General features: G+C 47.7%; 19 protein-coding genes. 16 read left to right on the top strand and 3 right to left on the bottom strand.

The features are described 5' to 3' along the window. The first annotated feature begins 3 nt into the window (after window positions 1–3). From ACSF8W_RS07445 to ACSF8W_RS07425, 5 genes are all read left to right on the top strand, one after another. Window positions 4–2,199 (top strand): acetoacetate--CoA ligase, encoded by a 2,196-nt coding sequence (locus ACSF8W_RS07445; RefSeq protein WP_500846352.1) that lies wholly within the window; start codon window positions 4–6, stop codon window positions 2,197–2,199. Window positions 2,200–2,324: 125 nt separating this feature from the next. Next, window positions 2,325–3,314 (top strand): CobW family GTP-binding protein, encoded by a 990-nt coding sequence (locus ACSF8W_RS07440; protein ID WP_500846351.1) that lies wholly within the window; start codon window positions 2,325–2,327, stop codon window positions 3,312–3,314. 202 nt (window positions 3,315–3,516) lie between these two features. Then, window positions 3,517–4,899, top strand: coding sequence for a TldD/PmbA family protein (locus ACSF8W_RS07435; protein ID WP_500846349.1), 1,383 nt, complete (start codon window positions 3,517–3,519; stop codon window positions 4,897–4,899). Continuing rightward, entirely contained in the window at window positions 4,899–6,242 is a 1,344-nt protein-coding gene (locus ACSF8W_RS07430) for a TldD/PmbA family protein (RefSeq protein ID WP_500846347.1), read from the top strand. Before ACSF8W_RS07435 ends, ACSF8W_RS07430 begins: the two co-directional genes overlap by 1 nt. 530 nt (window positions 6,243–6,772) lie before the next feature. Beyond that, window positions 6,773–7,036, top strand: a complete 264-nt coding sequence (locus tag ACSF8W_RS07425; RefSeq protein ID WP_428479004.1) for an Lpp/OprI family alanine-zipper lipoprotein — start codon at window positions 6,773–6,775, stop codon at window positions 7,034–7,036. A gap of 151 nt (window positions 7,037–7,187) precedes the next feature. Here the strand turns inward: ACSF8W_RS07425 and ACSF8W_RS07420 are convergent, their stop codons facing one another. Beyond that, complete coding sequence (locus tag ACSF8W_RS07420) at window positions 7,188–7,436, bottom strand: hypothetical protein (RefSeq protein WP_428479003.1); 249 nt, start codon at window positions 7,434–7,436, stop codon at window positions 7,188–7,190. A gap of 399 nt (window positions 7,437–7,835) precedes the next feature. Here ACSF8W_RS07420 and ACSF8W_RS07415 point away from each other — a divergent pair, with 399 nt between their 5' ends. Next, complete coding sequence (locus tag ACSF8W_RS07415) at window positions 7,836–8,846, top strand: Preprotein translocase subunit SecY (protein ID WP_500846345.1); 1,011 nt, start codon at window positions 7,836–7,838, stop codon at window positions 8,844–8,846. A 200-nt stretch (window positions 8,847–9,046) separates the two neighbouring features. On the opposite strand, the gene ACSF8W_RS07410 is transcribed toward ACSF8W_RS07415, so the two are convergent. Together ACSF8W_RS07410 and ACSF8W_RS07405 are read right to left on the bottom strand one after the other, a co-directional pair. Then, window positions 9,047–11,302, bottom strand: coding sequence for a peptidase U32 family protein (locus ACSF8W_RS07410; RefSeq protein ID WP_500846343.1), 2,256 nt, complete (start codon window positions 11,300–11,302; stop codon window positions 9,047–9,049). Between the two features lie 259 nt (window positions 11,303–11,561). Next, window positions 11,562–11,939, bottom strand: coding sequence for a hypothetical protein (locus ACSF8W_RS07405; protein WP_500846342.1), 378 nt, complete (start codon window positions 11,937–11,939; stop codon window positions 11,562–11,564). Between the two features lie 410 nt (window positions 11,940–12,349). On the opposite strand from ACSF8W_RS07405, the gene ACSF8W_RS07400 reads away from it, so the two are divergent. The 10 genes from ACSF8W_RS07400 (at window position 12,350) to ACSF8W_RS07355 (ending at window position 24,167) form a co-directional block, all read left to right on the top strand. Further along, complete coding sequence (locus ACSF8W_RS07400; RefSeq protein WP_500846340.1) at window positions 12,350–13,849, top strand: peptide MFS transporter; 1,500 nt, start codon at window positions 12,350–12,352, stop codon at window positions 13,847–13,849. Window positions 13,850–14,340: 491 nt separating this feature from the next. Continuing rightward, window positions 14,341–15,384 carry a GMP reductase gene (locus tag ACSF8W_RS07395; RefSeq protein WP_500846338.1) on the top strand — a complete coding sequence of 348 codons (1,044 nt, stop codon included), beginning with the start codon at window positions 14,341–14,343 and terminating at the stop codon, window positions 15,382–15,384. A 173-nt stretch (window positions 15,385–15,557) separates the two neighbouring features. Continuing rightward, on the top strand, window positions 15,558–16,643 hold the full coding sequence (locus ACSF8W_RS07390; protein WP_500846336.1) for a type I restriction endonuclease: 1,086 nt from the start codon (window positions 15,558–15,560) through the stop codon (window positions 16,641–16,643). A gap of 801 nt (window positions 16,644–17,444) precedes the next feature. Continuing rightward, window positions 17,445–17,888 (top strand): PTS sugar transporter subunit IIA, encoded by a 444-nt coding sequence (locus ACSF8W_RS07385; protein ID WP_500846702.1) that lies wholly within the window; start codon window positions 17,445–17,447, stop codon window positions 17,886–17,888. A gap of 13 nt (window positions 17,889–17,901) precedes the next feature. Further along, complete coding sequence (locus tag ACSF8W_RS07380; protein ID WP_500846334.1) at window positions 17,902–19,323, top strand: PTS mannitol transporter subunit IIBC; 1,422 nt, start codon at window positions 17,902–17,904, stop codon at window positions 19,321–19,323. A 56-nt stretch (window positions 19,324–19,379) separates the two neighbouring features. Next, on the top strand, window positions 19,380–20,651 hold the full coding sequence (locus ACSF8W_RS07375) for a zinc-binding dehydrogenase (RefSeq protein ID WP_500846333.1): 1,272 nt from the start codon (window positions 19,380–19,382) through the stop codon (window positions 20,649–20,651). Between the two features lie 57 nt (window positions 20,652–20,708). After that, window positions 20,709–21,227, top strand: coding sequence for an MltR family transcriptional regulator (locus ACSF8W_RS07370; protein ID WP_500846331.1), 519 nt, complete (start codon window positions 20,709–20,711; stop codon window positions 21,225–21,227). A gap of 9 nt (window positions 21,228–21,236) precedes the next feature. Next, window positions 21,237–21,971: a nucleoside/nucleotide kinase family protein gene (locus ACSF8W_RS07365; RefSeq protein ID WP_500846330.1), complete on the top strand. Its 735-nt coding sequence runs from the start codon at window positions 21,237–21,239 to the stop codon at window positions 21,969–21,971. 25 nt (window positions 21,972–21,996) lie between these two features. Beyond that, the gene (locus ACSF8W_RS07360) at window positions 21,997–22,743 is read left to right on the top strand and encodes a phosphatase (RefSeq protein WP_500846329.1); all 747 of its coding nucleotides are present in this window, start codon (window positions 21,997–21,999) and stop codon (window positions 22,741–22,743) included. A gap of 305 nt (window positions 22,744–23,048) precedes the next feature. Further along, window positions 23,049–24,167: a hypothetical protein gene (locus tag ACSF8W_RS07355; protein WP_500846327.1), complete on the top strand. Its 1,119-nt coding sequence runs from the start codon at window positions 23,049–23,051 to the stop codon at window positions 24,165–24,167. The last annotated feature ends 68 nt before the right edge of the window (window positions 24,168–24,235 follow it).

Below are 24,235 nucleotides of genomic sequence, written 5' to 3'. Positions count from 1 at the left end.
TCAATGATGACAACCTCACAACCGCAAACCGATGCCGCATCATCTTCCACGCCCTTGTGGACGCCCTCTTCGGATCGCGTCCACAACAGTTTGCTCTATGCCTTTATGCAGCGACTCACCCAGCAGGGACATGGGCCATTTGCCGATTACGCCCAGCTTCACGCATGGAGCGTGACACACAGTGATATTTTTTGGGATCAACTGTGGGATGCCTGTCAGGTCGTGGGGGCGAAAAAGCCGCCCGTGTCGTATTACCCGCCAGACAGCAACATCCCCGCGAAAGACACTCAATGGTTTCCGCATGCCAAACTCAATTACGCTGAAAACATCCTGAAAAATTGGCACCGAGAGGCCGAAACCAACGCCCTTGTCTTTTACCCTGAGGGCCAACCGCAACAAGCAGAGTGCCTGACGTGGCAGCAGCTTTATCAGCAAACTGCACAACTGGCGCAATACCTCCACCAAGCAGGCGTGCGTAAAGGAGATGTGGTAGCAGGCTACCTGCCCAACCTGCCGCATACCGTGGTCGCGATGCTGGCCACCAGTGCTCTGGGGGCCATTTGGACCTCCACCTCACCGGACTTTGGCGCCGACAGCGTGGTGGAGCGCTTCGGACAAACCGCGCCAAAAGTCCTGTTCTTTGCCGATGGTTACACCTTTAACGGGCAGGCTTATGCCCTGCATGACAAAGTCGCGGCTATTGTGGCGCAACTGCCCTCGCTGACGCATTGTGTGTCAGTGGCTTATCTCGCGGTGTCTTATTCTTCTTCTCGTTCTTCTTTTCATCCCTCTTCTCGCCCTGCTTCTCATTCTTCAGCCCATGACCCATCGGATACACCGTCGGATACACCGTCGAGTGCGGCGCAAGCACATCCCGTACAAGCGACATGGGAAAAGATATGTGAAGGCTCTGGCCCCTGCGAACTGGGTTTTGTGCCTGTGGCATTTAATGACCCGTTGTGTATTTTGTATTCCTCCGGCACCACCGGCAAACCCAAGTGCATCGTGCACACCGTGGGCGGTACCTTGCTCAATCACCTGAAAGAGCATCAGCTGCACAGTGATATTCAGCCCGCCGATACCCTGTTTTACTACACCACCTGTGGCTGGATGATGTGGAACTGGCTTGTCTCCGGCTTGGCATCAGGCGCCACCTTGGTGCTGTATGACGGCTCACCGTTTTACCCTGACGGCAACGTGTTGTGGGATCTGGCCGATGATGCGGGCATTACCCACTTGGGCGTGTCTGCGAAATACCTTGAAAGTCTTGAAAAACACGCCATCGCTCCGCGCCATTCTCATTCCCTCACCGCACTCAAAACGCTGTTCTCTACCGGCTCTGTGCTCTCACCTGAACAATTTGATTACGTGTATCAGGCCATCAAACCGGATCTGCAACTGGCTTCCATTTCTGGCGGCACCGATATCTGCGGCTGCTTTTCCCTCGGCAACCCGATCAGCCCCGTGTACCGCGGCGAATGCCAAGGGCGCGCATTGGCGATGGATGTACAGGTATTTTCAGCGCAAGGTGCGCCGCTGCAACAGACGCAAGGGGAACTGGTCTGCACCAACAGTTTCCCCAATCAGCCGTGGGGATTCTGGCAAGATGCTGATGGCGCGCGCTATCACCATGCCTATTGGGATACCTTCCCCAATGTGTGGCATCACGGGGATTATGTGTCGCTACAGCCCACTGGCGGCATGGTGTTTTATGGGCGCTCCGATGCCGTGCTTAACCCTGGGGGCGTCCGTATCGGGACCGCCGAGATCTATCGGCAGGTGAATCGTTTTAACGCCGTTGTGGATGCCGTGGTGATCAGCCAAGATATTCCGTTATCTGCGACAACGCCTGACAGTCAGCCAGCATACCTCGATCCTGCAAACCGCAACCCAACACGCCACAATCAGACAAGCCACGATGTGCGTGTGGTGTTGTTTGTGCAGTTAGTACAAGGGGTCACATTAGATGACACACTCAAACAGCAGATCTGCCAACGGATCCGCGAGCAATGCTCCCCGCGCCATGTGCCTGCGGTGATATTGGCGGTCGATGACATTCCCCGCACCCGCTCAGGCAAGCTGGTGGAATTGGCCGTCCGACAAGTGGTGCATCATCAACCCGTGGACAACCTCGGTGCACTGGCCAACCCCGCAGCGTTAAACGGCTTTAAAAATCGGCCAGAATTAGCCCTGCCGTGACCTTGTTTTATCTGGAATGTGAGCGGGATTGCTGATTTATCCAACGACTGAAAGTGACCGAGTAACGCATCAAGACCCTAAGTGATATGATGACAGCCACCAATCAGGATGAATAAAACGAATCTATGAAGCGCATTCCAACCAATATCATTACCGGCTTCCTTGGTGCGGGTAAAACCACGGCGATTTTGTCACTTTTGGCGCGTAAGCCAGAAAATGAAAAATGGGCCATTCTTATCAATGAATTCGGCAACGTCGGTGTCGATGGGGCAATTCTTGATCAACAAGGCGCCATCGTGAAAGAAGTCCCTGGCGGCTGCATGTGTTGCGTGGCAGGTTTGCCGATGTCTGTCGGCATCAATGCCCTGCTGGCACAAAAACCCGACCGCCTGCTGCTTGAGCCAACCGGCCTTGGGCACCCAAAAGAGATCATCAGCAAGCTGACCTCTGACACCTACCAACAATACATCGATTTGAAAGCGACGATTACGCTGGTGGATCCTCGTCACTTCTCTGACACCCTGTACACTGACAACCAAAATTTCCAAGATCAAATTGCACTGGCCGACGTCGTCGTTGCCAATAAAGTGGATCAGTGTGTGGATTACGATCTGTTCGCATTTGAAACCTACGTTGAGCAAATCGAACCGAAAAAGGCCGTCCTTGGTCAAGTGGAGCAAGGCAAACTGCAGTTAGACTGGCTGGACATTGATCGCTTAGCCCGCCATGCGGCGCACAGTCACGATCACCACCATCACGCAGACAGCGAAGAAGCGGCACCACTGCCGGGTTTTGAGCTGGCACCGGGGCAAACGTTCGTACGTAAAGAAAACAGCGGCCAAGGCTACCGTAGCTGTGGTTGGTTCTTTGCCGCCGAGCAACTGTTCGATTTTTCCCAACTTTTCTCACTACTGACTAATCTTAATGCACAGCGTGTGAAAGCCGTGGTGAATACCGAGCGTGGCTGTTTTGCGTTCAACGTCGTCAACCAAGTGGTGTCAGTGAATGAGCTGACACTGGAAGGCTTTGAATCGCGCATTGAAGTGATCAACAAAGAATTGCTGCCATGGGATGAGCTGGAACATATCCTTTGTGCGATGACGAGTGAAAAATAACCCAATTTTCACGCGAACTAGCACTATCACCCATAAAAACTCGCAAACAAAGAAACAATCTGATTACATATTGCTTTCATTTCAATAGAAATATCAGAGTGTTTATTTTTCATGCTGGCACAGCCGCGAGTGATACCGCTGCTTTGCCGCATGAATCATTCACAGCCTGAGTCATCAGGCTGATACGACGCAAGGAGCAACTATGCTTAACCCTGCAACCGCCCAGGCGGTTATTGATCACGCACTGTTTCTCGGTGCGGATTTTGCCGAATTATTCGTAGAACACCATCAGTCGAGCTCTGTTGAGCTGATTTCCGGCGAGATTGACAAGATCAACTCCGGGATTGATTTCGGGATCGGCGTACGCCTGTTCTTCGGCCATAAAGTGCTTTATGGCTACACCAACAGCACCGACGAAGAAGAACTGAAACGCGTTACCGACCTGCTTGCCGCCAAAGACAAACGCGATCAAATCGCGACAGCCGGATCACTGAACCTGAGCCGTTATGCCAACAAGCATCAGTGCCAACAGCCACTGAGCCAAGACGGCCACCTTGCAGCGAAAATCGAATTCCTACGCCAATGTAATACTGCCGCCCGTGCGGAAGATGAAAAAATCAATCAGTTCATTGGCCGCATTCTGCAACGTGAACAACAAATCGAAATCTTCAACTCGACCGGTTTACACATTGGCGATACCCGCCACTACACCCGCGTAGCCGCCACCGCAATTGCCCAGAACGGTAGCGAACAATCTACCGGCTTCGAAGCACCGGGGGCACTGACAGGCTGGGAGTTCAACAACCGCCTGGATGCCAATGAACTGGGTCACACGGTAGCAAAACAAGCGATGGTCAAACTGTTTGCGGCAAACTGCCCATCCGGTGAAATGCCCGTCATTATCGGCAACGGCTTTGGTGGCGTTATTTTCCACGAAGCATGTGGCCACCTGCTGGAAACCACCTCTGTCGCGAAAAAAGCCTCTGTCTTCCATGACAAAATGGGCGAAATGATCGCACACCCTGCGGTCAGCGCGGTGGACGATGGCACGATGGAAAATGAATGGGGCTCTATCAACATCGATGATGAAGGCATGGAAACCCAGCGCACCCAGTTGATCAAAGATGGCAAACTGACCAGCTTCATGGTTGACCAAATGGGCGCACGCAAAACCGGTTACGCACCGACAGGCTCTGGCCGTCGTGAATCGTACAAGTTTGCCCCCACCTCCCGTATGCGTAATACCTTCATTGAAGCGGGCGACAGCTCACTAGAAGAAATGCTCAGCACGGTTGAACGAGGTATCTACGCCAAGAAGATGGGCGGCGGCTCAGTACAGCCGGGCACCGGTGAATTCAACTTCGCCGTGCAAGAAGCCTACCTGATTGAAAACGGTAAGATCACACAGCCGCTAAAATCCGCCACCTTGATCAGTACCGGTCCGAAAGTACTGAAAGAAATTTCCATGGTCGGCAATGATTTCGCCCTCGCCGCCGGTATGTGCGGATCGGTCAGTGGCTCCGTGCCAACCACCGTTGGCCAAGCCGCGCTTAAAGTTGACAACATTCTTGTAGGGGGTAACTAATGGCGGATCAACAACAACTTCAAGCCGCGATTGATCAAGTACTGGAACGCGTAAAAGCGGCCGGCGCCGATGCCGATGTGATCGCCAGTGGCAGCAACAATTTCTCCTTGAAAGCCAATGCCGGCGAATTGGACGAGTATAAAGTGACATCGGGCCAAGTGATTGGTGTTCGCGTGGTGAAAGATCAACGCGTCGCTACCAGCTACTCCGAATCACTCGAGCCTGCCAGCTTGGATCTCATGGTAGAGCAAGCCTTGGTGAACGCGACCTTCACCCAGCAAGATGCACATCAGCAGATCCGCTGTGCCAACAGCACACTTACCACTGATTGCCCAGAGATTTATCAGGCCGATACCGCAACCGTTGATGACAAAATCGCCCTGGCGCTCGCGCTGGAAAGCGGTGTTGTCGCGCTGCCTAACGCCAGTTCTTCGCCTTACAACGGGTTTGGTGAGTCCGACAGCCAAGTGATCCTCGCAAATACTTTAGGCACCCGCTGCTACCACCAAGAACGCTCTACCTACTGTTACGCGTACACCTTGTATGAAAAAGACGGTAAGCAAGCGATGCACGGTGGCATGTCCACCGGTCGTCGCTTTGATGAGCTGGATGCCAACTACTGTATTCACCACGGTTACGACATGGCGAAAGCCCTGCTTGACGGTGCACCGGTTAACACCGGCAGCTACAGCGTGATCTTCGAGCTCGATTGCCTAAGCAGCCTGCTGGGGGCATTTGGTATGTGCTTTTCTGGCCAATCGGCCATGAAAGGCATTAACCCGTGGCGTGACAGCGTGAACAGCATGGTGGCCAGCCCACTGCTGACCGTGTCTGACACGGCGTATGTAGACGGCGGCTCGTCAATTAAAGCTTTCGACAGTGAAGGCTATGCCACACGTGATACCATTTTGATCGGTGAAGGCCAGCTACAAAGCCTGCTGCATAACAGCCACACCGCCAGCTATTTTGGCATTGAGAACACCGCCAACGGTGCGCGCTCCGCCAAAGGCGGCTTGGGTGTGTCCGGCCGTCATACGGTGATTGCTACGGGTACCAGTTCACACGCAGAGGTCACAGCGGGCGAATATCTGGAGTTGGTTGAACTGCAAGGCGTTCATTCTGGTGCCGATGCGGTCAGCGGCGATTTCTCATTCGGCGCGAGCGGCTTCTTATGCCGTGACGGTAAACGCGTGCAGCCCGTACGTGGCATTACCGTTGCAGGTAACTTCTATCAGATGATCAAAGCCATTGATGCGGTCGGCGATACGTTACAGCGCGATCACTCACGTGATTTCTTTGCCCCGATCATTCGCTTTAACAAGCTAAATATCGCAGGCAAATAACGCTTAGCCAACGCGTATATTTCACAAAAGGCGGATTAATCACCCGCCTTTTTATTTTCTATACGCTTAAATATGCAATCTTTTATTCCTAAAAAATCTATTAATAAATAGATTACCGCAACAATGCTTTATATTTATTCGCAGAGAAAATCAGAAGACAAAACACAAAGCAAAGTAACATTCCGCTACACGCTGTGTATTTATCCATGATGCCACATCGATCAAAATACAACCAACGCAGTCACAAAAACAACATACGTGATTGTTATTTGGTATTTTTTTAGCTCTCCTGATATTTCTCTGACATAAAGCATCCATAATCCACATCAACAAGAACGATGCATCAAACCATGAAAAACACGCAGTGATTACCACGAAATAACACGACGTTTTTACCGTGAATAATCATTCAGATGAAATATAGGCATGAAAAAAACTTTGACTTCCGTGTCTAGATTATTGTTACAATATGCGTGTTTTGAACAATGATACATTTTCAAAAATAACAAAATCCCACAATGGAGATAACCATGAAACGTTCTATTGCACTTGCTACTGGTCTAATTCTAAGCACAACTCTTATGGGTTGTTCAAGCACTGAAGAAGCTGAGCAACTAAGCCAGCTGACGAACAAAATCGACACGCTTTCTGAGCAAGTTTCTACTCTTCAAACTCAACAAGACGCAATGGCTGGCGCTGTAAACGATGCACTAACTGCATCTGACGCGGCTTACCAAGAAGCAATGCGTGCTAACCAGCGCATCGACAACGTTGCTCACTCTTACAAGAAGTAAGTGTCCGCAGCCGGCGTATTCATGGCCCGTTAACGGCGCAATGAAATAACCGCATTTAAAAAGGCCGTGTTGGTAAACAACACGGCCTTTTCTCTTTTGTCTGTCCTGTTACGGTCTATTTTTTCCAGCCCGCTTCACTTTGTCGCGCCAATTAGCCAATCGCCCGATAGGGATCGACCTCAGCATAGGTATTGGTGCTCGCTCCTCCAAGGGCAGGCTCAAGGTATTCGCGTATCGCTTGCAGTGACTCCCCTTCCCACATGCAATGACACAGCGTTTCTCTTTCTAGCACGATCGCAGAGCGCAACTGTATCCCCAATGGCGGGTGCGTGAATGTTCCGCTGGCCTGTTGCCAAAACAGGGTGGGATCGGAAATTTCGTGCTCGGTAATCACATACATTGCCTTACCTCCGTCTTGCTCGCGTATACCGATATGCTTCTTTTGAGCATACTTGCTCTGCGTCAAAAAGGAAATTTACCGTTTCGCAACATTACGCTGTATAGGCATAAAAATGCACATTTCTGGCACGCCTTGCACGTTTAACAAAAACGAGGCGGCTACTATTTAAACAGTTATGCAAACACTGTGTAAAGATCCAGCGTAAAAACAGCAAAAGCCTTATTTTATAAGGGTTCGCAGGCCATTTTGCGGTATCCTTAGCCACCTTTTTTTTGCTTAGTGGCCTGCACAATAGGTGGGAGCCGGTGAGCGCAACCTGGGCAACGATGTTTGTTGCAATAATTTTATATGCTTTACGACGACAACTTACCAATTAGATACCCGAAGGGTAAATTTGCAATGTGCACCGTGTACAGTTTTACCGGTGCGTCTATTCTTGCTTCGATCATTTTCTCGCTGCTACTGTTTTTGTCTATCGACGAAGACCCGATCATGCAGATCCTGTTTGGTGGCTTGGCCATCATCTTTGAACTCGGCAAGTTCTTTGCTTGGTATGAGTTTGGCGAGCGACGCGCACGCCGTAACTATGCCGGTGCGATTTCGGCCTTTGCCTTTTATGCGGTACTGGCGGCGATCTCTATTGGTGGGTCTATCGGGGGCATCAACAGCGCCACTAACCAAGCACAAAGCCACGTGAATGTGCAGCAAAGCAAAATCAACAGCTACAACATGCAAATTGCAGCGATTGATAACCAAATTGCGCTTAACAATGAAGCCGCTGAAAAATACATTCAGATGGAACGCATCGCGACCGGCGTAACCCGCATTCAGCGTGAGAACGACAAACTGCGCCAGCAGCAGCTTGACCTTGCCGCAGAACGCGACAGCTTGCCAGTGGTCAGCCAAGGCTCGGTGGTGGGCTTAATTGACAGCTTGGCCAAATCAATGAGCGTACAAACCCAAACCGCACAGTTGGGCTTGGTGGTGTTCCTGTCTGTCTTGTTGGATTTCTTCGCGGCATTCTTCGTGGGCCTGATCGGTGAAGAGTTGCGTTTCCGCAATCAGTTCCGCCGTGGTCACCCATTCACGATTGATGCGTACACCACGGAAGCGAAGCAACCAGAGCTTCTGTCGCACACCATGTCTCACCCAACGACGCATTATGAAACACACATGGAAGAGGCGACGCCAGAGCCGACACCGGAGCCTGAAGCGCCGAAGAGCCTGTATGAACAAGCGATTGATGCATTGAGTGCCAATCAGGTGAACTGCACCAAACGTGCAGTAACCCGTTACCTGAAAGTGAGCAGTGAAGAAGTCGACGAGCTATTTCGCCAGTTTATGGAAGAAGGCATTGTCAGCAAGAAACCAAACAACCACTACCAGTGGCATGGTGTACCCGCGGAATAACGCGTACATACCCTTTTGCACTTCGCTGCTAGCGAATCATTGCTGAGATCAAAAAAGCCCAAGTCGTGTAATGTGACTTGGGCTTTTTTATGAGCAAATCTGGGAGGAGATCCTGGAACCTAGATCCTAGAAACTCGCTCTAGGAACTAGGCACGAGGAACTAAATTCTAGACACGCGTTTCTCGCATCTAGAATCTCGCTTATAGGCCTTTCTTATACTGCGTCTTGGTCGATGGTGAAATCAACGCATGCAGCGGTTGACCGTCTTGCTGTGCGATTTGCTGCTGAAACGCGGCAATCACATCGGCTTTGCTTTCTCTGACCTGTGTATCGGTTTTGATGTTACGCAAATCAATCATCAACCCATTTAATGCCAACGGCAGATCGGCCATCACATCCGTATTCAGGTAGTTTGTCTGGCTGTACATGGCATTGTGATCACCACGTTGCTTGGCCAACACAAAGTTTTCCCCTTTCAGGCTCAAGATCGATGCTGTTTTATCGCACTTACGCAAACATTTATCATCAAAACGCGTCTTCTTACAGCCGACAGTCTGGAGGAAGAAACACTGACGGCTAGTCATCAGCATGATGGGGTGATAAACACTGTAATGCAGTTCAAAACCTGCTGGCTTGACGATCTGCTTCACCTGTGTGCGGTTAATTTCATTTGAAATGAACGCGCCTTTACAGCCAAATTCTTCTTTCAGGCACAACAGACTGTACGAGTTAGTGATATTCATATGCGGGCCAGCAATCCAATCGATACCCAACTCGTGCGCCGCAAAGCCCATACCGAAGTTATTGGTCACGATACGCGCCGGTTTTACCGTCTCAAGGAAGGTCACTGCCGCTTGGTAGTGATCGCCAATCAGAATCGCAGGGAACCACGGGATCAAATGCGAATTCGCACTGAACAGATCCTGCATCGCAGTCAAGTTCATCGCCATGGCTTCTGGCATCTGGTAGTACAAGGTCGCATCAGAGTCGGCAGCCAATGCCACATCTTCAACAGAAGAAATCAACACGCTCAGAGACGGGGTGGCTTGTTCATTCGCTGTTTCTGATGCAGTTTCCGCAGACGTGAATGCCGGCAGCGTCACTGGCGCGACTAACGGCTTACCACCGTTCAATGCGATAGCAATCTGCTCACGCATCTCTGTCTGCTCTTTATATGGCATGTACAGGCTTTCATCGACTCCTGATACATCTACCTCAGCAATGGCGTATTCACAATTAGCAAAGCCTGCTACCCACTTCTGTACCGCATCATGAGACAGTGTTGGGCGGTGACTCTGTACCAATGCCACGTCGGAAGTCAACGTCATATCGCAGCCTTCACCGGTGATCGTCACCGACAATGGCGCACCTTCTACCGCAGAAACTGTCACCGCCAATGGCAACTTCGCAATATTCAGATCGTGTGTTCTTGTTTCAACCGTCTGGATGATGTCAGTCTTATCGTCATACAGCTTTTTCTTAATACCTTGCACGGACTCTGGCGTGGTACAACTGTGGATTGTCGTGAAATGCTTCACCGAGTGATCACGCGGGTTATCAATAAACATACCTTTATTGATTTCGCCAGTCAGATACGCATTCGAGAAGTCACGGTTAAACACCGTGTACAGTTCTGTGGTATCTGTCAGTAACGCTTCGTTGTTGCAGTAACGGTCGATCTGCTGACGCCAGTTATCCACCACGGTGTACACGTAGTGCGATTTCTTGATACGCCCTTCCACCTTCAGCGAGTACACACCGGCATCCGCCAGTGCTGCCATATCGCCAAAGGCGGAGTTATCTTTCATGTTAAGCGGGTGCTCGGTACCGGTATCCGTGACTTGGTATTTATCACGACATGGCTGGCTACAGCGGCCACGGTTACCCGAATTACCATTGCGCACTGAGCTCATGTAACACAAGCCAGAAAAACCAATACAGTAAGAACCGTGTACAAACACTTCCATCAGCACGTTATGTTGGTGACCAAACTGCGCCAAATGCTTAATTTCACGGATATTCAACTCACGCGACAAGTTCACGCGCGACGCGCCCAACTGCCCCATGAATCGGATTTGGCCTTCGTTGTGCGTATTCACCTGCGTAGAGGCGTGCACATCCAAGGTTGGGAAGTGTTTTTTGAGGATATAGAACAACCCCAGATCCTGCAGAATCACGCCATCAATTTTGGTGTTAACCAATTGATTTAGCAACGCAATCACAGCGGGGATTTCACGCTCAAGAATAATGACGTTCAGCGTAAGGAAGATCTTACAGTCGTATTGATGGGCAAGACGGACAATCCCGTTCAAATCATCAAACGTCAGGTTCGCGGCACGATTACGTGCATTGAAGTGATCCAACCCGCAATAGATGGCATCCGCACCCGCGACGATCGCCGCTTTGATGGATTCAATATCACCGCCTGGTGCCAATAGCTCAAATTTGTTCTTCATCACGAGATTACCTAGTTGCCAACCGCTTTCACAAAGGGGGCGTATTCTACGTGGTTCAGGGTGAAAATACTATTCAGTGAAGCGAGAACGCGAGAACGCGAGAACGCGAGAACGCGAGAACAGCGTACACATCTCAGAAGAAGGAACAAACACACTATGACCCAAATAAACAAGGTATGACCAAAGAAACACCGCGTCACCAAAAGAAACAGGGAGCCATCTGGCTCCCTGTTCTAGAATACGGTATGTCGCAGTGCGGTTACGATTGCATCGCAGGACGCAGTATTTCAGCGTTCTCCGGTGCTGATTGCTCATGAATTTTCGCCAAAATGGCAGAAATCGGGACAATCGGCCCCATCATATTCACTCGCAGTGGTGCACCCGCGCTGGCGTAATGCAAGTCAGACGAATCCGCACTGGAATAATTGTATTTGTAATTGAACTTATCCGTTGCCATATGCAACAGATCGAAATCTTTGCGGTGGCACGAAATGTATGCGCGCCAGTACATCGCATCCAGCACTTCACTTGGCTTTTCTGCCCGAATAATGAAGCGCCAACTTCCCTCTTCCCCGTAAAAATCGAGCGGGAAGGTTCGTTTTATTTTTCTTCTATTAAACAAGGTCAATCTATCCACTTAACCAGCCAATCAGGGGGATTATGCAAGGATTAACAGAGAATGGAAGAGAAGATCGACGAAAAATAATAATTCTGACATAACTGGTTATTTTTCATTTCATCTATACAGGCCGCTCCGCAACCCCTCTTCCCTCTGTGCTTTCACTTGTCTTTCACTTGGGACGTTGACTTACATTTCATCCCACGCGCACCAAGCCATTTACACAATGACTTCTTATAAGAAAGCACCGATGTCTCAATTTTGCAAATATATCGCCAAGGTATAAACGGATTTTTTCGCTAAAAATCGTCGCGAATCACTCTTCATTACAAGATCACAGCAACTGATAATGTTAATATCAACGCGCAAATTTACATTTGCTTACAAATTGATAGTTTTCAACCCTCCATGAACATAGAGATACAGCAATGTGGAATAGACTGAATAAGTCAATGATGGTATGCCAAATGATGTTTGGTTTATCATTTTACGGCGTGATGGTGATCCTGACTCGATTCTTCCTCGAGGATCTCAATTACAGCGAAGCCGACACCATGATGGTGGTCGGTGCGTTCTCCTCAATTGGCCCCTTGTTTGCTATTGCCGGTGGTTTCATTGCTGACAAATTTTTGGGCGCCTATCGCTCACTCACGATCAGTTACTTAGGTTTTGCCATCGGCTATGTGCTGTTGGTCATGGGCGCGTCATCACTCAACGTTTCTCTGAGCTTGATCGGTATTGCTCTTGCCAGTTATTCACGCGGCTTAATGTCGCCGTCTTACCCTAGCCTGTATAAGCGCACCTTCCACAGTGAAGAAGACTTTGAAAACGCTTATCCGGTTAACTACTCCGTCAACAATATCGGTGCCTTCTTGGGGCAGTATTTATTCCCGATGTTTGTGTTGATACTGGGCTTCAATGGCAGCTTCACACTGTCAGTACTCATGGCCACCATCGCCTTTATTCTATTACTGGCATCACGCAAACCGCTGATCGCAGTAGCGACAGACATGGATCAGCAACCGGTTGGCATTAAAAACTGGATCGCGTTCACCGCCATCTCAGCCTCCATGATAGGTCTGGTGTTCTTCATGTTCTCTAACATGGATATTGGCCAGAACATTGTGTACGCCATTGGTTTGGCCGCGATTGGTTACTTTGTCTTCCTGATGATGAAAGCCAATAAAGCGGACGCGCTGAAAATGGGCACCATTTTGATCATGACCGCCCTTACCACCGCGTTCTTTGTTTACTACGGCCAGATGATGACCTCCATGACCTTGGTGACCATCAATACCATGCGTGGCGATCTGTTCGGGATTGTCCCTATCGCACCGGAAGCCTCTATGGCGATGAACCCATTGTGGTGCATTATTGGTGGCCCGTTGGTTTCCATGACGTTTTCTGCGCTTGAAAAGCGTAACATTCACTTTTCTACCGCGACCAAAATCAGTTTCGCCTTTGTGCTCACCGCGATTGCCTTCGGCATTCTCACCATGGCAGTAAAAGCCATTGGCACAGATGTGGTGATCCGTCCGGAAGTGTTCTTGCTGATCCACTTCTTCCAAGCCATTGGTGAAGTGATTGTGGGTAGCCTTGTGGTAGCGTTCATTCTGTCAGTGGCCCCGAAACACATTGAGAACTTCTCTGTCAGCTTGTTCTCTGTGGCGATGGCACTGAGCGGCATTATTGGTGCAGTGTTCTCAACCTCAATTGCACTTGAAAAAGGCCAGGTGATCACACAAGCCTTGGTGAAGCAGCTCTACGGGGATTACTTTGGCATGTTGACCATGCTGGCAGTTGTGATGGTGGTGGTTGCCCTACTCGCCTCTGCCCTTGTTCGCGTGATGCTTAACAAAGCCGAACAGTGCACCGAGCAAGGTAATGCTGAAAACAAACACGATGACGCGGTACAGGCAGAAGCATAATCGGCTTAACGCCTAACTTTAGCGCATATGTTATCGACGGCCCCGCTTGCGGGGTCTTTTTTATGCCTGTTGTTTATGGGTGGTTTTTACCGCCGTGTTTATACCGACACAGCGCCGATAAAATAAATCACGGGGTCAGGTAAAGAAAAAAGCGTCAGTGAACATCATGGGAAATGTGAATGGCGTATAAACAGAAATAAAAACGGAGGAATTACAGGCGGAAATACCATTTTTCGCCTAAAAACACAGCGATACAAACGATTGCGTATGGGTTTTGGTGGGTATATCTTCGTGAGGATAACACAAAAAAAAATGGATTATCAGACTTGTTAATAAAGTTTCTGGCTCTATAATGCTGAAAACCGGAGCGTCTGCCAACGCTCCGGTTTTTTTGTGCCTGCTTTACGGTGATCTAACCGCTACCTGCCAGTAGCTGAAAGCCGAAAAGCAAATATTCGATAGAAAAGTCGATTTATAGAAGGAAATGACCAATGCGTATCGAACAAGACTTGAAGTTGGGTTTTAAAGATGTACTGTTTCGTCCAAAACGTTCAACCCTAAAAAGCCGTTCTCAAGTTGAATTAACCCGCGATTTTACATTCAAGCACAGCGGTCGTCAATGGTCAGGTGTACCTATTATTGCTGCTAACATGGATTCAGTCGGTAGCTTCAACATGGCTAAAGCCCTTGCGGCGCACGGCGTAATGACGGCCATCCACAAGCACTACACAGTAAGCGATTGGGCTGAATTCGTTAAATCGTCTGATGCAAGCGTTCTGAACAACGCAATGGTGTCTACCGGTACGTCTGAAGCAGACTTCCAAAAAACCAAAGACATCATGGCGCTGACTGACGATCTTATCTTTATTTGCATCGACATCGCGAACGGTTATTCTGAGCACCTTGTTGAATACGTACAGAAAGTACGTGAAGCCTTCCCTGATAAAGTGATCAGCGCAGGTAACGTGGTTACTGGCGACATGGTTGAAGAACTTATCCTTGCGGGTGCTGACATCGTGAAAGTGGGTATCGGCCCAGGTTCTGTATGTACGACTCGTGTGAAGACTGGCGTGGGCTACCCACAGCTGTCTGCCATCATTGAATGTGCGGACGCAGCACACGGCCTAGGCGGTCGTATTATCGGTGACGGTGGCTGTTCATGTGCGGGTGACGTGTCTAAAGCCTTCGGCGGCGGCGCAGATTTCGTGATGCTTGGCGGTATGCTGGCTGGCCACACAGAAAGCGGCGGCGAAGTGATTGAGCAAGACGGCAAGCAGTTCATGAAGTTCTATGGCATGTCTAGCCAGAGCGCGATGGACAAGCACTCAGGCGGTGTAGCAACCTACCGTGCTGCTGAAGGTAAAACCGTACTGTTGCCATTCCGTGGCACGGTTAACAACACGATTCAAGACATCATGGGTGGCGTACGCTCAACCTGTACGTATGTTGGCGCAGCGCAGCTTAAAGAGCTAACAAAACGCACCACATTCATCCGTGTGCAAGAACAAGAAAACAACGTGTTTGGTAAAGAGTGATTTCGGCTTGGCTGAAGTGACGTTATCACGTTGATGATCGATTGAAGGCCGCTGATTAGCGGCCTTTTTCTTTGAGGTCATATGCCACAAACATCACATAATTCACTTTATAATAATGCCGTGCATTCAAACGAATATATAATCACCTTTTTGCATTGCAAATGGTGACACATATGGATTTTATCGAACGCCTTCAAGCCCTTTCCAAGAAAGTTTCTCAAGTTTCCGATAATCTAGCGACAGAAGAAGCAACAAAGAATGCTTTAGTCATGCCCTTCTTACACTCTGTATTAGGCTATGATGTTTTCGACCCAAACGAAGTTGTTCCTGAATTCACCGCTGATACAGGAACCAAAAAAGGAGAGAAGGTTGACTACGCTCTACTGAAAGATGGCGCTGTTCAAATACTCATTGAGTGTAAAAAGTACAGTGAGCCCCTTTCGACTAAACATGCCAACCAACTCTTCCGCTATTTCTCCGTCACGAATGCACGTATTGCTATTTTAACTAATGGTGCACAGTATCAATTTTATACCGATTTAGATGCCCCAAATAAAATGGATGAAAAACCATTTTTAACACTAGACCTTGAAGATCTTGATGAACATGCTGTTCCTGAAATAAAAAAACTAACTAAATCATCCTTTGATGTTGATTCCGTTGTTGATGCTGCCGGTGAATTAAAGTACCTAAATCAAATAAAGAAAGTGCTCGCTGAACAATTCAATAACCCAGAAGAAGACTTCGTAAAGTTTTTCACCTCAAGAGTTTATGATGGTGTTCAAACTGCAAAAGTTAAGTCACAATTTCTAGAAATAACAAGTAAAGCCTTAACACAGTTTTTAAATGACAGCATTAATGCCCGATTAAAATCCGCAATTGGTGGTAGTGAAATCATAGAAAATCAAAAAGTTGCAAGTGTGGAAATAGCATCAATGTTAGAGACTCAAGATGTACCTGAAAAATCAAAAGTAACAACAACAGACGAGGAAATCGAAGGTTTTAATATTGTCAAAGCCATTTTAAGACAAAAAATCGAAGCCCAAAGGATATACTCTAGAGATACACAGAGCTACTTTGGCGTCCTCCTCGATGATAACAATAGAAAGCCACTATGCCGATTATGGTTCAATACCAAGCAAAAATATATTGGTATCTTTGATGAAAGTAAAAATGAAACTCGTTATCCGATTGATACTGTAGATGATATTTTCAATTATTCTGAACAACTTCAAAACACATTAGCTTTATACGAATAAAAGCTATCACGGTGTAAGTATACTCTATACTTACACCTAATCTTGAGTGCGAAGATATACTATTTTATTTCCGTTTCGTGATGAAACAATATCATACAACTCCTCCATTGCCCTACATTCACAACGATGTAAACAATCGCGTCATGAATACTATCACCTTTCTTAGAGTAATATTTACCCTCCCCTATCCATCATTAACATCAAACCATTGAATAATAAATATTAAATAAAAAACAAAGCCGATAGATGTAGGTTTAAAGCTCGACGCTCAACACGTCATTCTCAAACACGATATGTCAGTTGCTATCTCGTACGAGGAGACGTTGAAAATACATTCAAACAACGGCGACTGTTATCTTGTGTTTTGCAAGCAAGATAATCGCTATGAGCAGAGTGCTAATCAAAGCACACAAACACGTTATCGAATTACACACTTTGCTTTTTCCCGCAATCCCCCCCCCTTTCCCATCAACTACGCACATATTCCCTTATAAAAGGGACCAATCTCAAAGCCGATCTACCTCAAAAAATTCATACAGACAATCCACCAAAGTTGATAACCATCACATGGTGCTAATTTGTATTAATTTTGAATATTTTGATTAAGCGCACAATTAGGCTATTGATTTGTTACTCAGACAAATTTTGTCATTTAATTACACATTGAAACTGTGTGCGCAGGACTATTTCATCGCTTGACAGTGAATTTAATCACGCATCCATCACACTTTTAACCGGTTTGATTCCGCCCTCTCATTGTATTGATAATAAGCACAACCAATGACGACAGGGAATAAAGACATGCTGTATGAGTTAATTGATCATGAACTGGTTGATGTTATCAATGACAACACTTATCAGTGGCAAGACGCCGTAAGAAAAACCACCGCTTACCTAGAAGAACGCGGTTACGTATCCGCCGATTATGCCGACGCGATTATTCAATCTACCCACGACAACGGCCCCTACTACGTATTATGTCCTGGGCTCGCCATGCCACATGCCCGTCCTGAGGCTGGCGTCATCAAAACCGGATTGGGTATCCATGTATTCCCAACCCCGATTGATTTTGGCTCTGAACTGGGCCCCGCAAACATCCTTATTACTTTAGCAGCAAAAGATTCTGATACCCACATCGAAGTGATTCAAGCGCTGAGCGAAATGTTTGTGGATGAAGACAGTATTGTAAAGCTCTCACAAGCCGCATCCAAAGAACAAGTCCTCGACATTATTAAAGCGTACTAAGAAGGATAATAACGTGAAAACGAATATGCGAGCGAATGTCCAAGCCTTTGGGGGTCACCTGACCGCCATGGTGCTACCCAATATCGGCGCTTTCATCGCCTGGGGGTTTATTACTGCCCTGTTTATTCCTACTGGCTGGATGCCAAACGAAGCGTTTGGTGAACTTGTCGGCCCCATGATCACCTACTTGCTGCCGCTGCTGATTGGTTATACCGGTGGTCAAATTATCGGAGAAAAGCGCGGTGCCGTTGCCGGTGCTATCGGTACCATGGGCGTCATCGTCGGTGCTGATATTCCCATGTTCGTCGGTGCGATGATCATGGGTCCACTCAGTGCTTGGGTGGTGGTGCAGATGGATAAACGCATCCAACACCGTATCCCTTCCGGTTTCGAGATGGTGGTGAATAACTTCTCTCTCGGTATTGTCGGCATGCTGCTGTGTCTGTTTGCTTACGAAATTGTGGGCCCTGCCGTTACTGCTGCGAACCTTTTTGTGAAATCAGGCATTGAAGCATTGGTTGCCACTGGCTTCCTGCCACTGCTGGCGATCATTAACGAACCGGCAAAAGTGCTGTTCTTGAATAACGCGATTGATCAGGGAATTTACTACCCACTAGGCCTGCAAGCAGCGGCTGAAACCGGTAAATCTATCTTCTTTATGGTGGCGTCTAACCCGGGTCCGGGTCTGGGTATGCTGTTGGCTTATGCCATGTTCGGCCAAGGCCTGAGTAAGCGTTCAGCACCAAGTGCCATCATCATTCACTTCTTTGGCGGTATTCACGAGCTGTACTTCCCGTACGTACTGATGAAACCTGTCATGATTCTCGCCATGATTGCAGGTGCAGCCACAGGTATTGCGACCTTCAACTTGTTCGATGCAGGTCTGGTTGCAGGCCCAAGTCCTGGCTCTATCTTCTCTTACCTGGCATTAACGCCAAAAGGCAGCTTCATCGGCACCATTGCCGGTGTGACAAGTGCCGCGATTGTCTCCTTCTTGGTGGCCAGCGCCATCCTGAAAATGAGCAAGTCAGAAGTGAAAGAAAGCGACTTTGAACAATCTGTCACCGACATGAAAGACATGAAAGCTGAAGGCGCGGCAAAACCTGCAACAGCAATCGCAACCAATGCACTGGATACGATTAACGCACAGGCCAAACCGATTCAGTTTATCGCCTTCGCTTGTGATGCGGGTATGGGGTCGAGCGCCATGGGAGCATCTACCTTCAAGCGCAAACTCACCAAAGCGGGGATTGATATTGAAGTGAAGAACTTCGCTATCGAAAAAGTCCCCAGTGATGCAGACATTGTCGTCACCCACGAGAGCCTAGAGAGCCGTGCCGTGAACGCAACCGGGCTACCCGTCATCACGATTAAGAACTTCCTCAATGACCCTGCTCTTGATGAGCTGATGGTAACTATCGAACAACAAGCCTAATCAAACAGTCCGGGGCGGTTCACCGCTCCGACTCTAAAGACTTCAGGAGACCTATCATGGTACAAACAACAGCAGCGGTTATTTGTGGCGAAAAGAACGTACAACTCAGAACCTTTGATTTACCAGCAATTTCCCCAGACGAACTGCTCGTCAAAAACATCTCAAACAGTATTTGTCTTTCTACCTACAAAGCCGCATTGCTAGGCTGCCAACACAAGCGTGTACCCGAGAATATCGAAGACGTGCCCGTAATGACCGGTCATGAATACGCTGGTGTGATTGTAGAAGTCGGCGACAACCTCAAAGATCAGTTCACGAAAGGCGAATACTTTGTGTTGCAGCCAGCGATGGGGCTACCTTCTGGCTACTCTGCCGGTTACAGCTACGAAACCTTCGGCGGTAACGCGACTTACTCCATCATTCCAAAAATCGCCATTGATTTAGGCTGTGTCCTGCCATACAGCGGTGACTATTTTGCTGACGCATCACTGGCCGAACCTATGTCTTGTATCATTGGCGCGTACCACGCCAGCTACCACACTAAACCGTACGTGTATGATCATGATATGGGCATCAAAGCCAACGGCTCACTGGCACTACTGGCCTGTGCCGGCCCAATGGGGATTGGTGCTATCGACTATGCGATTAACGGTTCCATCAAACCGAAACGCATTGTGGTGACAGACATCGACCAAGCTCGCCTTGATCGCGCAGAAAGCCTGATCCCGGTGAGCGCCGCACAAGCGCAAGGTATTGAACTTCACTATGTGAACACGGCCAACGTCGATGACCCCGTTGCTTATCTGAAATCACTGAATGACGACCAAGGCTATGACGATGTCATGGTTTACGCGGCCGTTGCACAAGTGCTGGAGCAAGCCGATGAATTACTGGGGAATGACGGCTGCCTGAATTTCTTCGCAGGGCCAACAGACAAAAACTTCAAAGTGCCGTTTAACTTCTACAACGTGCATTATGAAGCAACCCACATTGTCGGCACATCGGGCGGCTCAACCGGTGACATGATTGAATCACTGAATCTGTCTTCAGATCGTTTAATCAACCCGTCTTTCATGATCACTCACGTGGGCGGGCTGCAAGCCGCACCGCACACCATTTTGAATCAGTTGGACATCCCCGGCGGAAAGAAGCTTATCTACCCGCACATTGATCTGCCGCTGACAGCCATTGATGGTTTCCTCTCTTTGGCTGACAACGACCCGTTCTTTGTAGAACTGGATGCCATTCTGAAAGCCAACAACTATGTGTGGAATGTGGAAGCGGAAAAAGCGCTGCTCGCCTTCTACAACGTGAGCTTGACGGTTTAGTCACAATGACATTATGTGGTAGCCTTGCGCTGCCACATAATCAAGAGGTTACCAACGTTGTCACGTGAAAATGCACTACTTAAGAAACTGGAAGATTGCGAGAATGCCTCGTCATTTCTTCAGATTTCAAATCAAGTGATCAACCTCAAGTTAAAGGCGTTACTCCCTCGCGTGTTTGTTCAGGATGCACTGGTGATGGAGTATGCCGTGGAACCCTTATTACGGGAAGATGGCCCGCTGGAAACCACCGATGTGGTATCAAAACTGATGTTTGCGATGGGCAAAATTTCGCTCAAAACCTATGCTGACATCGGGCTGTACAACCAGACGCTAGAATACGCCGCCTCCCTACCCGATGCGCTGCAATTTGGCGATGACGTCGTCTACGACTTCATTAAAAGTCAGGCGGTATTATCATCCCAGCAAGACGGCTATTACCTTGAGTCCATCAACAAGATTAAGTTTTCCTCTTTCGAGGAATTTTCACAGATGCGGTATGAATCGCTGATCAAAACCGTCCTTAACCTCTCTTGTGAGTTGCTATTAGAAAATCTCGAAAGTGAAATTAATCAATGAGGCTTCGCCATGAAAGTGAACCTGAATATCAGCGGCTTTGAGACCCAAGCCGACTTCCCCGACCAAGACATTCAACGCATCCACCAGCCGCTGGTCGAAAAATTTACCCGTTTATTTCAAGAAACCCAGCAACGTGTGGTGATTTTTCTCTCCGCCCCTCCCGGCAGCGGCAAATCCACCCTTGCGGCTTTTTGGGAATATCTGTCTGAACAACAGCCCGACCTTGAGCCGCTGCAAGTCTTACCGATGGACGGCTTCCACTACCCCAATGACATTCTTGATGCCAATACCATTGAGAAAAATGGCGAACAAATATTATTGCGTAGCATTAAAGGCGCATATGAAACCTTTAACCTCACAGAACTCATCGCCAAACTCAAGCAATTGAAAACGGGCGATCCGGCTTGGCCTTATTACGATCGCAACCTGCATGATCCGGTAGATGATGCCATTGCGGTCACGAAAAACATTGTGGTGGTGGAAGGTAACTGGCTGCTATTAGACGAACCCGTATGGCGCGGACTGCACCAACTTGCCGACTTCACTGTTTTTATTGATACACAACCTGAATATTTGCAAGCGCGTCTCGTCAGTCGCAAAATACGTGGAGGGACATCACCAGAAGAGGCACTGGCGTTTTATCAGCGTTCAGATGCGGTCAATGTTGAAAAGGTACTCCAGCATTCCGTCAATGCCGATCTCACCCTGTTCTTGAACCAAGACGGTTCATTTGCCATTCAATAAGTTGTTCACCTAGCAGGAGATTATGATGGACATCGTGATTGACACCCACACTCACACTCTCGCAAGTGGCCATGCGTACAGCACCATCATTGAAAACGCACTGGCCGCCAAAAACAAAAACCTCAAGCTATTATGTACCACGGATCACGCCCCGAGCATGCCAGGCGCGCCACACTACTGGTTTTTTAACAACCAGCGCATTTTGCCGCGCTTTTTGCACGATGTGGGCATCATTCGAGGTGTGGAAGCCAACATCCTCAACCTTGAGGGCGAGATAGACCTGCCCCCTTCTTCCGACCAGCACCTTGATTGGGTGATTGCCAGCTTCCATGAACCGGTATTCCCACCCAGCACAGAAGCGGACCATACCACGGCACTCGTTAATATCATCAAAAGCGGCCGTGTCGATGTACTGGGTCACTTAGGCAACCCTAACTACCCGTTTGATATTGATGCGGTATTAACATGTGCCAAAACATACAACGTGGCCATTGAAGTCAATAACACCTCGCTGACCGGCAAAAGCCGTCACGGCAGTGATGTACGCTGCAACACCATTGTGGAACGCGGCAAAGCCATTGGCGTGCAATTCACGACCGGCTCAGACGCTCACTTTTGTGAAGAGATCGCTACACTCGATCTGGCGATTGCCCTACTGAAAAAACACGAGGTGGAAGAAGAGTACCTACTCACGACATGCCCAAGTCGATTCCTGAATTTCTTACTACTGCGTGGCAAAGAGAAAATCGATGCGTTTGAGGCGCTTTACTAATATTTGCTCCAATGGGTGCCGGGAATGAATAATCCATAAATTGGCACCCAAACCACCACACAATAGAAAAATCATCATTCAACGCATAAAATAAAATTGCACTCATCACAGCCGAATATGGGTCAAAACGGCCCCATAACTATCAAATTACTCACCACCAATAACGAACAAAAATCAAACAACAAACAAACCCTGCGACCAAAATACAACCAAACAGCTTAATGATGAAATTTTTTAATTTAACGTATTTTCATTTACCAATAGCATATGCAACCATAAAAATATTTAACTAAAGCATAATTACAATGAAAAAACTACTTCTTACCACTTTAATCTCACTGTCACTTCTAGGATGTGGAGGCTCTGACTCAGACTCAGGCTCAGGCTCAGGCTCAGGCTCAGGCATAACATTTAAAATGGATGATGCTACAGCTCTTGTTCTTTCAACAAAAAGTCGTTCAAGTAACTCTGCTTATAAAATTACAGAGCAAGGGGAACTTGATAATATCACTGAACCTCAATATCAAGTTGTAGATTTTAAAGTAATTGGCAACGAAACATTTTTTGAAGTTTTAAACTCAGATGAGTCCAACCCAGCTTTTTATGTAGTTCAGAGAGATGGAAGTCACCTAAGACTTGACGTAACCTCAATGCCTATATCTCTAACTGAAAGTGGAAAAATCATATTTTCAGATGGTAGCATCTATGAACCAGGAAGCCAAAGTGTATCTAAGTTACAATCTGTGATTGATGGAGAAAAGTATATTCATGATGTATCGGGAGATTTTTTCGTTTTACGATCTAATGATAATTCTGTAAACCAAATTCATGGTATTGAGACAGGTACACGATTCAACATTCAAGGATGCAACTCTAATCACATCGTTGCACTATCCAATAGATACGCTATCGTTGATGATTGCAATATAAAATCATATGTTGACATGGAAACAGGTGAACGCTCAAACAAAAACATCTGGGGTATTCAATGGGAAAACATTCCTTTAAAAGGTGGGAATGGTGCTATTTATATTTCAGAAGATACCATTAATGGCATTCACGGATGGTATCTTAAGCATGTTAATGCAAACGGTATTGAAACTCTATTGATTGATACAGATACAAATGTGAATATCTCTGCAATGTCACATGGAATTAATCGTAATCGAGTTTTATTTATGTCTGAAAGCTGGGTTGCTGTTCGAGGTTTGGATCGCGTAACACTATTAAACTTGAAAGATAATAGCGTTTCCTCCGTACTAGAAAACCTAAATGTGCTTCATATTGATTTAAGCGGAAACAAATTGCATTATGTCGCAGAAACTATTAAAGGAACCCCTCTTACAGGTATAATGGATCTCAATACTGGTGAAGATAAACCTCGTGAGCGTAGCATCCAATTTGATACTATTGACTCTCTATAAATAAATATAAAATACATTCACAATTTAAATTTATAGTTATCAACTAGTGACATATTACGCCTATCTAT

The organism is Photobacterium sp. 270122K (assembly GCF_059941365.1).
Note: the sequence above shows the minus strand (reverse complement) of the source record. Positions and strands in the feature narration are given on the sequence as shown.